The following is a 14,719-nucleotide window of genomic DNA, read 5'->3' as shown; positions in this document are numbered from 1 at the left end:
CGGCACCGCGGGGCAGGGAAACCCACCCGCGGGCACAATCGGGCCCGGTCGCATCGACCGTGGCCACCTCCCGTCGGACCGTTACCCGTTCGGGTGACCTTCGGCCCTGGCACCGTGCGTGCCTCTGTGCGAGGTTGGCATTTGTGGCGCTATCCCAGACACACGCGGGCACCGGAGCACTCGATCGACGAGTCATGAATTTGTGCGTCCCTCCGTCGGCGTGCACCCGAGAGTGGCTGCGCCCGCTACCCGACAGCGAATTGGGGCCTGGCCGATGAGGACGGCGGTGTCCGACAACGATACCCGGCGAGTTCGATGCCGCGGGCTTGAAGCGCTACGAGAGGACAGGTCATGAGCACATCCGGGTACATCCGCTTTTTTGAGGAGTTCGGCATCGACGATGTGCCACTCGTCGGCGGAAAGAACGCGTCACTGGGCGAGATGTTCCAGAAGCTGTCCGGACAGGGCGTCCGCGTCCCACACGGGTTCGCCATCACCGCCCAGGCCTATCGCTACATGTTGGACGAGGCCGGCGCCTGGGACCGTCTGCATGCCGAGCTCGACGAGCTCGATCCCGCCGACGTTGCCGCGCTGGCGCGAAAAGGCAAGCGAGCCCGTGAGATCGTCTACGGCGCCGGGCTTCCCGACGATCTGGCCACCGGGATTCTGGATGCCTACCGCAAGCTTCAGCAGGAGTACGGCGAGGAGGTAAGTCTCGCTGTGCGGAGCTCTGCGACCGCCGAGGATCTGCCGACGGCGAGCTTTGCCGGCCAACAGGATTCGTATCTCAACATCAAAGGCGAAGAGAGTCTGCTCGACACGTGCCGCCGGTGTTTCGCCAGCCTGTTCACTGATCGCGCCATTCACTACCGAATCGATCAGGGCTTCGACCATTTCAAGGTCTCTCTGTCGATCGGCGTGATGAAGATGGTGCGCTCCGATATCTCTTCGTCGGGTGTGATGTTCTCCATCGACACCGAGTCGGGCTTTCGCGACGCCGTCTTCGTGACGGGCGCCTACGGCCTTGGTGAGAACGTTGTTCAGGGTGCCGTCGACCCGGACGAGTTCTACGTCCACAAGCCGACCTATCTCGCCGGCCACCGCGCCGTGTTGCGCCGCCTCATCGGCGACAAGGCAGTGAAGATGATCCTCGTCGAAGGCGAGACGAAGAACACGACGCGAAACATCCCCACACCAAAGTCCGACCGCGCTCGGTTCTGCCTCACCGATGAGGACGTCCTGGAGTTGGCCGGCTATGCGTGCACCATCGAGGCGCACTACGGGCGGCCGATGGACATGGAATGGGCGAAGGACGGTCTGGACGGAAAGCTCTACATCGTCCAGGCTCGCCCCGAAACGGTGGCCTCCCAGCACAGCGCGACGGCGCTGGAGTCCTACGTGCTCGAAGGCCGCGGCGAAGTACTCGCGGAGGGGCGCTCGGTCGGCGAGAAGATCGCCTCGGGTGCGGTCAAGCGGATCGAGAAGCTCACGCAGCTGGATGAATTCGAGCCTGGTCAGGTACTTGTCGCCGACACCACCACGCCCGACTGGGAGCCGGTGATGAAGACTGCCGCAGCGATCGTCACCAATCGCGGCGGTCGCACTTGCCACGCGTCGATCATCGCTCGCGAACTCGGCATTCCGGCCGTGGTCGGCACCGGCGACGCGACCACGTGCGTGCCCGATGGCGCCGTCGTGACGGTGTCGTGCGCCGAGGGCGACACGGGCCGCGTATACCGGGGTGAGATCGGCTTCCACGTCGACCGAACCGAGGTGGCGGATCTGGCGCGGCCGCGAACCCAGATCATGATCAACCTCGGCAACCCCGACCTCGCCTTCAAGACGTCGTTCCTGCCGAACGACGGCGTTGGACTCGCTCGGATGGAGTTCATCATCAGCGAGTACATCCGGGTTCACCCGCTGGCCCTACTGCATCCCGAGAAGGTCGACGATCCCGAGGCGCGTCGGACGATCGATCGGCTCACCCAGGGCTATCCCGACGGGAGCGCGTTCTTCGTGGAACGCCTTTCCGAAGGGATCGGCACCATCGCCGCCGCCTTCTGGCCCAAGCCCGTTGTGGTGCGGATGTCGGACTTCAAGACCAACGAGTACGCCAGCCTGATCGGTGGAGCAGCCTTCGAGCCATCGGAGAGCAACCCGATGATCGGCTTCCGCGGTGCCTCGCGCTACGCGCATCCCGCCTACGCCGAGGGTTTCGCGCTCGAGTGCCGCGCGATGCAACGCGTGCGTGACGAGATGGGTCTGACAAACGTCATTCTGATGCTCCCGTTCGTGCGTCGAATCGTCGAAGCGGACCTCGTCCTGCAGACGATGGCCGACCTCGGTCTGCGCCGGGGCGAGAACGGGCTCAAGGTGTACGCGATGTGCGAGATCCCCAACAACGTGATCCTGATCGATGAGTTCGCCAAGCGTTTCGACGGCTTCTCCATCGGCTCGAACGACCTGACCCAGCTCACCCTCGGCGTCGACCGTGACAGCGAGATCGTGGCCTTCGACTACGACGAACGCGACGAGGGCGTCAAGGAGATGATTCGCCTGGCCGTTGAGGGCTGCCGCCGCAACGGAATCCACTCGGGGCTGTGTGGCCAAGCGCCTTCGGACTACCCGGACATGGCCGAGTTCTTGGTCCGGCTCGGCATCGAGTCGATCAGCCTGAACCCCGACACGGTGATCAAGACCACCCGCCAGGTCCTCGAGGTGGAAAAACAGCTCGTACCGGCTCAATGAGCACTGGCGCGTTCCAGCGGCCCGCGGCCGGACCGTCGAAGGATCTCACGCCGCTTCCGGACCTGTTGCATAGTGAGCGCCGGGCCGGGCCGGTGCGCGAACGCCGACCCGTCTACGTCGATTTGCTGCCGCCCTGCAATGCAGGTTGCCCCGCTGGGGAGAACATTCAGGCCTGGCTTGCCCATGCCACCGCGGGCAGACACGAGCAGGCCTGGCGTCAGCTGGTCGCGGACAACCCATTCGCCGCAATCCACGGACGGGTCTGCTACCACCCGTGCGAAACCGTCTGCAACCGTGCCCATCTCGACAGCTCCGTGTCGATCCATTCGGTGGAGCGGTTTCTCGGCGACCTTGCGTCTGAGCGCGGCTGGAGTTTCGAAGCACCGTCAACCCGCACCGGCAAGCGAGTCCTGGTCATCGGCGCGGGGCCGAGTGGACTGTCCGCCGCCTACCATCTGAGGCGCCTCGGCCACGAGGTCGAGATCCGCGACGCGGGCGCCGTGCCCGGTGGGATGATGCGGTACGGCATTCCGAGCTACCGGTTGCCCCGTGACGTGCTGGATGTCGAGCTGAACCGGATCGCGGCCATGGGTGTCCGGCTAACCACTGATCATCGGGTCGAAGACCTCGCGGCGGAGCGGGACGAGGGCGGCTTTGACGCGGTGTTCGTTGCGGTCGGTGCGCATCTGGCCAAACGAGTCGACATCCCCGCACGCGACGCGGGCACGATGGTGGATGCGGTGTCCTTTCTGCACAACGTCGCCTCCGGCGAAAGGCCGGAGATCGGGCGTCACGTGGCCATCTACGGCGGTGGCAACACCGCGATGGATGCCGCCCGCGTGGCCCGCCGCCTCGGCGCCGAGGACGCGGTCATCGTCTACCGCCGCACTCGCGAGCAGATGCCCGCCCACCAAGAGGAAGCCGAGGATGCCGAACGCGAGGGTGTGCGCATCAACTGGCTGCGGACAGTCAAGGCCTTCGACGGCCCCGAACTGCGGGTCGAGGTAATGGAACTCGACGATTCGGGCTACCCGCAACCGACCGGACGCTTCGAGACGCTGGCCGCCGACACTCTGATCATGGCACTCGGTCAGGAAACGGAATCGGCATTCATGCGTACGCTGCCGGGAGTTGAATTCGATGACGACGGTAGCGTGCGCGTGTCGGAATCGTTGATGACCGGCTGTCCGGGTGTATTCGCCGGCGGTGACATGGTGCCTAGCGAGCGCACCGTCACGGTTGGCGTTGGCCACGGGAAAAAAGCCGCACACAATATCGACGCCTGGTTGCGTGACGCGCCGAGCGCACACACGGCGAGACACCCGACGGCGACGTTCGACTCGCTGCACCTGTGGTATTTCGGTGATGCCGCGCGACGTCCGCAGCCCGAAGTCGATCCAGCACAACGCATCGAGAGTTTCGAGGAGGTCGTCGGCGGTCTGTCCGCCCAGGAGGCGACATTCGAGGCGGAGCGTTGCCTTTCGTGCGGCAACTGCTTCGAATGCGACGGCTGCCTCGGCGCATGCCCCGAGGACGCGGTGATCAAACTTGGTGTCGGGCACCGGTACAAGTTCGACTACGACAGGTGCACCGGCTGCGCCGTCTGCTTCGATCAGTGCCCGGTGCACGCCATCGAGATGTTCCCGGAGCGGAAATGACACGCGCCACGGTGGACGGCAACGAGGCCGCGGTTTCGGTCGCCTATCGACTCAACGAAGTGTGCTGCATCTACCCGATCACACCGTCATCACCGATGGCCGAGTTGGCCGACGAGTGGTCCAGCGCGGGGCGGCGCAATGTTTGGGGCACTGTCCCCACAGTGGTCGAAATGCAAAGCGAGGGTGGAGCGGCGGGGGCTCTGCACGGCGCTCTGCAGGGCGGAGCGTTGACAACGACCTTCACCTCATCGCAGGGTCTGCTGTTGATGATCCCGAATATGTACAAGATCGCCGGCGAGCTGACAGCTGCCGTCATTAATGTGGCAGCCAGATCGATTGCAGCACAAGGATTATCGATCTTCGGAGACCATTCGGACGTGATGGCCGTGCGGCAAACGGGATTCGCGTTGCTCGCATCGGCCTCCGTGCAGGAGGCACACGACCTGGCACTCGTCGCGCAGGCTGCCACACTGAGGACGCGGGTACCGTTCGTGCACTTCTTCGACGGATTCCGAACGTCGCACGAAATCAACACGATTGAAACGCTTTCCGACGACGACCTGCGGGCGCTGGTACCGGAAGAGTTGGTCTGGGCGCATCGTGAGCGAGCGCTGTCTCCCGAGCGCCCGTTCATCCGCGGCACCGCGCAGAACCCCGACGTCTACTTTCAGGCGCGCGAAACGGTGAACCCTTTCTACGCAAGGGTTCCCGGGGTGGTCGATGACTTGATGGCCCGTCTAGGCGAACGCACCGGCAGGACGATGCACATCGTCGACTACACCGGACATCCCGAGGCGCAACGAGTGCTGGTGGTGATGGGCTCAGGCGGCCAGACCGTGGTGCAAACCGTCGCCGCCCTCGCCGAGCGCGGCGAGCGGGTCGGGGTGGTGCAGCTGCGGCTGTACCGCCCATTTCCTGCCGCAGCGTTCCTCGAGGCGCTGCCGGCGACGGTGCGTACGGTCGGCGTTCTGGACCGCACCAAGGAGCCGGGGTCGATCGGCGAGCCGTTGTATCTGGACGTTGTCGCCGCGCTTGCCGAAGCCTGCGCCGACGGGGAGCGGGTCGCCATGCCACGCGTAACGGGTGGGCGCTACGGACTGTCCTCCAAGGAGTTCACGCCCGCCATGGTTGCCGGGGTGTTCGCCGACCTCGCTCGCGAGCAACCACGGCGCCGTTTCACCATCGGCATCGACGACGACGTCTCCGGTACCAGCGTCGACTACGACCCGGCGTTCGACATCGAGTCACCCGACACCTTCCGGGCGGTCTTTTTCGGGCTGGGTTCGGACGGCACCGTCAGTGCGAACAAGAACACGATCAAGATCCTGGGGTCCGAAGAAGGTCTGCACGCCCAGGGCTACTTCGTCTACGACTCGAAGAAGTCGGGATCACAGACCGAGTCGCATCTACGCTTCGGGCCAACTCCGATCCGGGCCCCCTACCTGGTGACTGCCGCCAATTTCATTGGCTGCCACCAGTTCCGATTCCTCGACAAAATCGACGTGCTCGATCGAGCCGCCCCCGAAGCGGTGCTGCTGCTGAACTGTCGGCACCCCGTCGAGAAAGTCTGGGACGCCCTACCGCGGCCGGTCCAGGAACAGATCGTCGCCAAGCGGATCACGCTGTACGCCGTCGACGCCGACCGGATCGCTCGCGACGCCGGGCTCGCGGGGCGGATCAACATCGTTTTGCAGACTTGCTTTTTCGCGATCTCGGACGTGCTGCCTCGCGAGCAAGCGCTCGCCCGAATCAAGGACTCGGTGGAAAAGGCGTATGCAAGCCGGGGCGCCGACGTGCTGCGCAAAGAACTAGCCGCGGTGGACGGCGCCCTGGCCGGGTTGCACCGGATCGAAGTGCCCAACCTGGTCGCCTCCACGCGCGCACTGGCACCGACGGTGCCCGAGTCCGCACCGGAGTTCGTCCGCAATGTCACAGCCGAGATGATGGCCGGACGCGGAAATGCCTTGCCGGTCAGCGTACTTCCAGTGGATGGCACCTATCCCAGCGGAACGACTGCGTTCGAGAAGCGCAACATTTCCGAGCTGGTTGCGGTCTGGGACTCCGGGAGCTGTATTCAATGCGGCAACTGCGGCTTCGTCTGCCCGCACAGCGTGATCCGCTCCAAGTACTACGACCAGTCCCAGCTGGCCGGGGCGCCAGACCAGTTCGACTCCGCGCCCCTGGACGCCGTCGGCCTCCCGAACGCCAGATACTCGCTACAGGTCTACGTCGAGGACTGCACCGGTTGCGGCCTGTGCGTCGAGGCCTGCCCGGTCGTCATACCGGGTAGCACCGCTACCAAAGCGATCAATCTCGGCCCCAGCGAACCGCGAGTCATCGCCGAGCGCGAGAACATCGCCTTCTTCGAAACCCTGCCGACCAACGACAGGACCCGGGTGGACTTCGGCACCGTGCGCGGGACCCAATTCCTGGAGCCGCTGTTCGAGTTCTCCGGCGCCTGTGCCGGTTGCGGTGAGACGCCTTACCTCAAACTGCTCTCCCAACTTTTCGGCGATCGGCTGATGATCGCCAACGCGACCGGCTGCTCATCCATCTACGGCGGCAGCCTGCCCACCACTCCCTGGACCACCGACGCGGACGGGCGGGGCCCGGCGTGGTCGAATTCGCTGTTCGAGGACAACGCGGAATTCGGCCTCGGCATGCGGTTGGCCAGCGACGGACACGCCGAACTGGCACGGCAACGCCTCGCCGAGTTTCGCGACGCCGTCGGCACCGAGCTCGTCGACGCCATTCTGGGGGCACCGCAGCTGCGGGAGTCGGAGTTGCACGCCCAGCGTGAGCGGGTGGCCGAGCTCAAGCACCGCCTCAGGGGCCTCGATCCGGCCACGACCAGCGACCTGCGCAGCGTGGTCGACCACCTGGTGCGGCGCAGCGTATGGATCGTCGGCGGTGACGGCTGGGCATACGACATCGGGTCCGGCGGCCTCGACCATGTGCTGGCCACCGGCCGCAACGTCAACGTGCTGGTGCTCGACACCGAGGTTTACTCCAACACCGGCGGTCAGATGTCCAAGGCCACACCACTGGGCGCAGTCGCCAAGTTCGCCGCCGCCGGCAAGACGGTGCCGAAGAAGGATCTCGCGCTCCAAGCGATCGCGTACGGAAACGTCTACGTCGCCAAGGTCGCCATGGGTGCCGACCCGCAGCACACTCTCCAGGCCTTCCGTGAAGCCGAGGCTTACGAGGGCCCGTCGCTGGTGATCGCCTATAGCCAGTGCATTGCGCACGGCATCGATATGCGTCTCGGGATGGACCAGCAGTACCGCGCGGTCGCCAGCGGACATTGGCCGCTGATCCGTTACGACCCGGTACTTCGTGCCACCGGGCACAATCCGTTCCTGCTCGATTCGCACCGACCGCGGATCCCGCTTGCCGACTACGTATACCGAGAGCTGCGATATCGCGCGCTGGCCAACGCCGAGCCGGTCGAAGCCGAACGCCTGCTCGGGTTGGCAGAACAGGCGATCGAACAACGCTGGAATGTCTACGAGGAGATGGCTTCCCGCGGTCCCGAACACTTCCACGCCGACGCCCGCAGGCAACGCTGATGGAGCTGTCGACCCGCTATCTAGGCCTCACATTGCGCAACCCGCTCGTCGCGGCGGCATCCCCGCTGTCCCAGACGGTCGATGGCGTCCGGCGCCTCGCCGACGCCGGCGTCGGCGCGGTAGTGCTCTATTCGTTGTTCGAAGAGCAGCTCCGCCGCGAGGCTGAGCAGAACGCGCGCGCGGCCGAGGCGGGCACCGAGAGCTTCGCCGAGTCTTTGTCGTACTTCCCGCACGCCGCCGATGTGGACCACGGCCCGCGCCGGTACTTGAGCCTGCTCGAACGTGCGGCAGGCGCGGTCTCAGTTCCGGTGATCGGCAGCCTCAACGGCATCACGCCCGGCAGTTGGGCCCGCTACGCCCGGTCAATGCAGGATTCCGGAGCGGCCGCAATCGAATTGAACATCTACTACCTCCCCGCCGATCCGCAGATCTGCGGTCGCGGTGTCGAACAGCGTCACCTCGACATCCTGGCGTGGGTCAAGGACGCGGTGACCGTGCCGGTGGCCGTCAAGCTCAGCCCGTACTTCAGCGCGACCGGCGAGATGGCAAGGCGCCTGGACGAGGCGGGCGCGGACGGGCTTGTTCTGTTCAACCGATTCCTGCAGCCCGATATCGACCCCGAGACGCTCAAGGTGGTGCGTACGGTGTCGTTGTCCACCGCGGCGGAGATTCGGCTGCCGCTGACGTGGATTGCGTTGTTGCGCGGACGGGTCGGCGCTTCGCTGGCCGCGACGACCGGCGTCGAGAGCGCCGCGGAGCTGACCAAGTACCTGCTGGCCGGCGCGGATGTGGTGATGACCGCGTCAGCACTGCTGCGACACGGCCCGGAACACGCCGCCGTACTGCTCGACGGGTTGTGTGAATGGATGCGGCGCAAGGGATATGCGACCATCGAGGAAGTGCGGGGGCTGCTCGCGATACCCGTCGGCGCCGACGAGACCAGCCGGGAACGCTGGGACTACGTCAACGCGCTAAGCGAAGCCAATAGCACCGATTACGGCCCCTGGTGACCCGCGCCACACCGCCCGAGCTTTCTCGGGTCTGCTGCCTTGCAGCGGCGTTGCGGCGTTCATTTCCCGGACAGGTTTGGAACTACGCGCGTTCATGTCGACCGTCTTCGATAAGTGGGATGCCACCGGCATCGCCGGATCAGGAGGCGTAGATGTTCCTCCGCAACACAACGATCACTGCTGTGATCGCCATTAGTGCTGCGAGTTGGCTGACCGGGTGTGGAAGCACCAGTGGCGGCGGGGCCGCCGGCAGCACCCAGCAGGGCCTAGCGGGCCAGATTTGCGGCCAGCAGGCGGCCGCCAAGCCCGGCTACCCGAGGACGATCCCCAAGATCGACGGCGGTGCGACCAGCTTGTCGGGGGCCGGGTCGACGTTCGTGGCGCCGGCGATGTCGGTGTGGACCAAAGACTATTCACAATCCGATGGGGTGCAGGTCGCCTATCAGCCCATCGGCTCCGGCGGCGGTGTGCAGCAGATCGTCGCGGGCACAGTCGATTTCGGCGCATCCGACACCCCGATGAAGGACAGCGAGCTGGCCGCCGCGAAATTCGGCCCCATCCTTCACATCCCGTTGACACTGGGCGCCGTCGTACCCACCTACAACGTGAAGGGTGTCCAAACCGGCCTGAAGTTCGACGGTGACACGTTGGGCAAAATCTTCGCCGGGAAGATCACCAAGTGGAACGACCCAGCGCTCGTCGGGCTGAATCCAGGCACGACTCTGCCCGACCAGCCGATCGCGGTGGCCCATCGTTCGGATGGCTCCGGCACAACCGCGGTTTGGACGGATTTTCTGACCAAGGAAAGCCCGACCTGGGTGCAGACCCTCGGCGGCCCCGATAGGAGCTTCGGCAAGGACATCGCGTGGCCGGTGGGCATCGGCGGCAAGGGCAACGAGGGCGTTTCCGGGGTGATCAATCAGACCGACGGAAGCATCGGCTACGTCGAGTTGGCCTACGTGTTGGCGCAGAACCTCAATTACGGCGTCGTGAAAAACAAGGCGGGCAACTTCATTCAGCCCTGCGTAGCCACCATCACCGCGGGCACCCAGGGCATCGCTTACCCACCAGACCTGCGGGTAAGCCTGACCGACGGGTCCGATCAAAACGCCTACCCGATCACCGGCACCGTTTACGGGCTGGTGTATCAGAACCAGACCGACCCGGCGAAGGCGAAGGCGCTCGTCAACTTCTTCTCGTGGACCCTGTCGAACGGTCAGGACGATGCCGCCAGCGTCAACTACGCCCCCCTGGGCAAGGATCTGCAGGGTTTGGCGATGGGCATGGTTCAAAAGATCACCCTCAACGGCGGTCCGGTCACGAAATGACCGCGGAGGTTCTGGCCCCGCCCACTACGTCGGAGCCATCGTCGGACGGTCGGTTCATCGACGGGGTGTTCGGGCGACTGATGGCCGCCGCGGCGCTGACCGTGATCGCGGTCTTGGTAGCTACCGCTGTGTTCCTTCTGATAAGAGCGTGGCCGGCACTGTCGCACTACGGGCCGCTGAGTTTCTTCCACGCCCGATGGGCGCCGTCGGAAGCGGTGGTGACTTTATCCAAGCCGAATCCTTACGGGATCCTGCAGTTCGTCTACGGGACCGTGGTGACCTCGCTGGTCGCGATGGTGATCGCGGTGCCGGTGGCGATCGCGGTGGCCCTCTACATCACCAACCTCTCACCGGCGGTACTTCGCCGACCGTTGTCGTCGTTGGTCGACCTGCTCGCGGCGATCCCCAGTGTGGTCTACGGCTTTTGGGGGGTGTTCGCGCTCATTCCCGCGCTTGGACCGATCGGTCGCGGATTGACGTCGGTGTCGGGCATCCCGGTGATCGGCTGGTTGTTCCAGGGTCCATTTTTCGGATATTCCGTGTTCGCGGCCGGCGTCGTTCTCGCGATCATGGTGCTGCCCATCGTCACCGCCATTTGTCGGGAAGTTTTCGACACCGCACCGGCCGCCGAAAAAGAGGCGGCGCTGGCGGTGGGCGCGACCAAGTGGGAGATGATGCGCATCGCGGTGTTGCCGCGGTCGCGTTCGGGGATCATCGGCGCTGCGATCCTGGGTCTAGGCCGCGCGTTCGGGGAAACGATCGCGGTGACCATGCTGATCGGCAACAACGTGCTGACTATCCCGCACGGGATAATGCGCGCGGGATCCACCATGCCGAGCGTCATCGCCAATGAGTTCACCGAAGCCAATCAGCCATTTCATCTGGATTCACTATTCGTGGTGGCGTTCGCGCTGCTGCTGTTGTCGTTGCTCGTCAACGTGATCGGCAAGCGCATCGTCGGCCGGGTTTCAGAGCACATCGCATGAGTACGACGATCGAAAAGGAGCCATTGGAGGGACTATCCGAAGGCGACGCGATGCCCGGGGAGCGCCGCCGTCAGATCACCAACGTATTCATGCACGCCGTGCTGCTACTGGTGATGATCGCCACCGTCGGCGTGCTGGTCTGGGTGCTGGTCTACGTCGCCGGTCAGGGGCTGAAGTACCTAGGCCCGGAGTTCCTCACCCAGACCCCGCCCGGCAATCCCGGCCAGCCGGGCGGAGGCTTCCTCAACGGCATCATCGGAAGCCTCATCGTCACCGGCATCGCGACGCTGCTGTCGATGCCCGTCGGTATCGCGGCAGCGATCTACTTGGTCGAATACGGAGGCCGACTGGCAAGGGTGACACGCTTTCTGACCGACATCCTGGTCGGCGTGCCAACGATCGTCACCGGCGCGCTGGTCTACGCGATGTGGGTGGTGTTCTTCGGATTTTCCGGCATAGCCGGAGGAATAGCCCTCGGACTCGTCATGCTGCCGCTGGTGATTCGCTCGACCGAAGAAATGCTGCGACTCGTGCCCCGCGAACTGCGCGAAGCCTCCCTCGCGTTGGGCGCCAGCAAAGCAGGCACCATTGTGTCGATTGTCTTGCCGGCTGCCAGTTCCGGAATCATCACCGGCGTCATGCTCGCGTTCGCGCGCGCCATGGGAGAAACGGCGCCGCTGCTGCTGACCGCGCTCGGCAATGACTTGTTCATCGAACTGAACCCAACGAAGCGCATGTCGACACTGTCCCTGCAGATCTTCGGTAACGCCATCACCGGATACAAAGCCGCCCAGGCCCGTGCGTGGGCAGGAGCGCTTACTCTGGTGGTGATCGTCCTGCTATTCACCGTGGCGGCCCGATGGATCGCCAGCCGGACCAGCGTTGGTCGCGGGCATGTGATCGAACCTAGAGCATGAGGAATCGGCTGTCCCATATCAGCCAACACGACAACACAACGCAGGTCCCCCGGCCGGGTCTGAACGCGAACGACATCACAGGAGGATCGCGTGACACAAGACATCAACATGACAAAGGACGACGCCGTCATCGGGAGTCCCGAAATCACGGCCCCCCCAGCGCCCGCCGCAGCGGAACCGGCGGGGGAACCTGGCCAGCGCAGGGGCGCGAAACGGGTGGAAGTCCGGGATCTCAACATTTACTACGGCTCCTTCAAGGCGGTGGCCGATCTCGACATGACGGTCAATCCTCGAAGCGTCACCGCGTTGATAGGACCATCCGGGTGCGGCAAATCCACCGTGTTGCGGGCGATGAACCGTCTGCACGAGACCATCCCGGGGGGCCGGGTGGAAGGATCGGTGTTGCTGGACGGCTGGGACATCTACGGCGCGGGGGTCGGCGCGGTTGGTGTGCGCCGGATTGTCGGGATGGTCTTCCAGCGGCCAAACCCCTTTCCCACCATGTCAATTCGCGACAATGTGCTCGCCGGATTGAAACTGCAAGGACTGCACAAGAAGAGAAGTCTCGATGAGCTCGCGGAACGGTCGTTGCGCGGCGCAAGCCTATGGAACGAGGTCAAAGATCGGCTGGACGCGCCCGGCGGCGGCCTATCCGGTGGCCAGCAGCAGCGGCTGTGCATCGCACGGGCGATCGCCGTCTCGCCCAGTGTGTTGCTGATGGACGAACCCTGTTCCGCGCTTGACCCCATCTCGACCCTTGCGATCGAGGACTTGATCGCTGAGCTCAAGAAGGACTACACGATCGTCATCGTTACCCACAACATGCAGCAGGCCGCCCGCGTCAGCGATCAGACCGCGTTCTTCAACCTGGAGGCCACCGGCAAACCCGGACGGTTGGTCGAAATCAACACCACCGAGAAGATTTTCTCCGCGCCTGACCAAAAGGCCACCGAGGACTACATTTCCGGCCGATTCGGCTGACCACACAAACATCGGCCTGACCATCGATGTGACATGACCGCGGACAGGTACCGTGGCGCTGTGCACCGCGTCGAGTTTTCCCCGACCTGATGGCCCAGGCGAACAGCGCGCGACCAGTCCGCAATCTAGCGGTGGATTTCTACCGCGTATCGGGCGTGGTCCTTATTGTGCTGGGTCACTGGCTAGCCGGAGCGGTCACCTATCACGACGGGCATTTCGGGCGGGAAAACCCGCTCGTCGACCTGCCCTGGACACAGTGGCTGACCTGGATTTTCCAGGCGGTTCCGGTGTTTTTCCTGGCGGCCGGCTACGCCGGCGCGGTGTCGTGGACGCATCGGCGCGGCGCGGACGGTTTCTCACGTGAGGTCTGGCTTCGGCATCGACTGGCCCGGGTACTCGGTCCGACGGCGGTCTACATCGTGCTGGTGTCGGTAGTCGTAGCGGTTCTCGTCGCCTGTGGCGTTCCCGGATCGGTGCTGGAGTACGCGGGTTGGGCGGTGGCGATGCACTTGTGGTTCCTCGCCGTCTACGTGGTGGTGGTGTCGCTGACGCCGATTGCGGTTGCCGCACAAACCCGTTGGGGCCTCTTGGTGCCGGCCGTGTTGGCGATAGGGGTCGTGGTACTCGACGTTGCCACGATCGCCGGCCACGTGGCCTACGTCGGCTGGCTGAATTACCTCTTGTGCTGGGGGGCGCTCTACCAGCTCGGAATCGCTTGGCGCGGCGGGTTATTGGCCGGTCGCAGACCCGTGCTGCTCGCGGCTGGATCGGCGATCGCGCTGGCGCTGTTGATCTGGCAGGGCTGGTATCCGGTCAGCATGATCGGCGTCCCCGGTCAAGCGGTGCAGAATACGACGCCGCCCACCGTGGCGATGCTGGCTTTCGCATGCACGCAGGCCGGATTGGTGGTGACGCTCGCGCCCGCGCTCAACCGCGTGCTGCGCGCCGGCTTCGTCAAGCGCATGCTCTTCATAGCGAATAACAATGTGATGGCCCTTTACCTTTGGCACATGATCCCCGTGGTGATCGTGGCGATCGTCGCCTACCCTGCGGGACTGCTACCGCAACCGCTCGAGGGAACCGCGCAGTGGTGGCTGGTCCGGCTGGAGTGGATCGCCATCCTCAGCCTGGTGACAGCGGTCGAGATCGCGCTGCTGTGGTGGCAGCGAAGGCTTTTCGCGGCGCCACTGCCCATGCTGGCCGTACCGCTTACCGCTCGCTGGGGCGAAGTGGTCATGCTGGCCGGCGCCCTGATGGCCGCCTTCAGTTTGCACATGTTCGCCTATGCCGGCTTCGCGCCGGACGGGCACCTTCCGTGGGTGAACGTGCTGGTATTCACCGTCGGTGTGGCGCTGGTCGCGCTTCGTCCTACACAGACGAGCCCACTCACCGCGCCCGTACCGACCATCGGTTGAAGTAACGCCGGCTCTTGCTGAACCCGGTGGGCTGGATGACACCCGGTCCGCCGAATCCCGTTATTGCAGCCCTTTCGTGGTGCGCCTTTGATTCCCGGCTGTCCTCC

The 14,719-nt window shown here is 64.7% G+C and carries 9 protein-coding genes; all 9 read left to right on the top strand.

What is annotated here, in order from left to right:
• Positions 1 to 351 precede the first annotated feature (351 nt).
• The 9 genes from ppsA to MNAB215_RS22770 all read left to right on the top strand — a co-directional run bounded on the left by ppsA (position 352) and on the right by MNAB215_RS22770 (position 14,612).
• Entirely contained in the window at positions 352 to 2,748 is a 2,397-nt protein-coding gene (ppsA, locus tag MNAB215_RS22810; RefSeq protein ID WP_077080814.1) for a phosphoenolpyruvate synthase, read from the top strand.
• Complete coding sequence (locus tag MNAB215_RS22805; protein ID WP_077080813.1) at positions 2,745 to 4,406, top strand: NAD(P)-binding protein; 1,662 nt, start codon at positions 2,745 to 2,747, stop codon at positions 4,404 to 4,406. Before ppsA ends, MNAB215_RS22805 begins: the two co-directional genes overlap by 4 nt.
• Complete coding sequence (nifJ, locus tag MNAB215_RS22800; RefSeq protein ID WP_077080812.1) at positions 4,403 to 7,975, top strand: pyruvate:ferredoxin (flavodoxin) oxidoreductase; 3,573 nt, start codon at positions 4,403 to 4,405, stop codon at positions 7,973 to 7,975. The genes MNAB215_RS22805 and nifJ overlap by 4 nt, the downstream gene beginning before the upstream one ends.
• The gene (locus MNAB215_RS22795) at positions 7,975 to 8,985 is read left to right on the top strand and encodes a dihydroorotate dehydrogenase-like protein (protein WP_077080811.1); all 1,011 of its coding nucleotides are present in this window, start codon (positions 7,975 to 7,977) and stop codon (positions 8,983 to 8,985) included. Before nifJ ends, MNAB215_RS22795 begins: the two co-directional genes overlap by 1 nt.
• Before the next feature lie 152 nt (positions 8,986 to 9,137).
• Positions 9,138 to 10,313: a phosphate ABC transporter substrate-binding protein PstS gene (pstS, locus tag MNAB215_RS22790; protein WP_077080810.1), complete on the top strand. Its 1,176-nt coding sequence runs from the start codon at positions 9,138 to 9,140 to the stop codon at positions 10,311 to 10,313.
• Positions 10,310 to 11,299, top strand: a complete 990-nt coding sequence (gene pstC / locus MNAB215_RS22785; RefSeq protein WP_083746217.1) for a phosphate ABC transporter permease subunit PstC — start codon at positions 10,310 to 10,312, stop codon at positions 11,297 to 11,299. The genes pstS and pstC overlap by 4 nt, the downstream gene beginning before the upstream one ends.
• Entirely contained in the window at positions 11,296 to 12,216 is a 921-nt protein-coding gene (gene pstA, locus MNAB215_RS22780; protein ID WP_083746216.1) for a phosphate ABC transporter permease PstA, read from the top strand. Before pstC ends, pstA begins: the two co-directional genes overlap by 4 nt.
• Positions 12,217 to 12,306: 90 nt before the next feature.
• A complete protein-coding gene (gene pstB / locus MNAB215_RS22775) occupies positions 12,307 to 13,197 on the top strand; it encodes a phosphate ABC transporter ATP-binding protein PstB (RefSeq protein WP_245830380.1) in 891 nt (296 codons plus the stop codon).
• 89 nt (positions 13,198 to 13,286) lie between these two features.
• Complete coding sequence (locus MNAB215_RS22770; protein ID WP_077080809.1) at positions 13,287 to 14,612, top strand: acyltransferase family protein; 1,326 nt, start codon at positions 13,287 to 13,289, stop codon at positions 14,610 to 14,612.
• Positions 14,613 to 14,719 lie beyond the last annotated feature (107 nt).

This window comes from Mycobacterium numidiamassiliense, from assembly GCF_900157365.1.
Lineage (GTDB): Bacteria > Actinomycetota > Actinomycetes > Mycobacteriales > Mycobacteriaceae > Mycobacterium > Mycobacterium numidiamassiliense.
The sequence above is the reverse complement of the archived record's forward strand: the minus strand, read 5'-3'. Positions and strand labels throughout refer to the sequence as shown.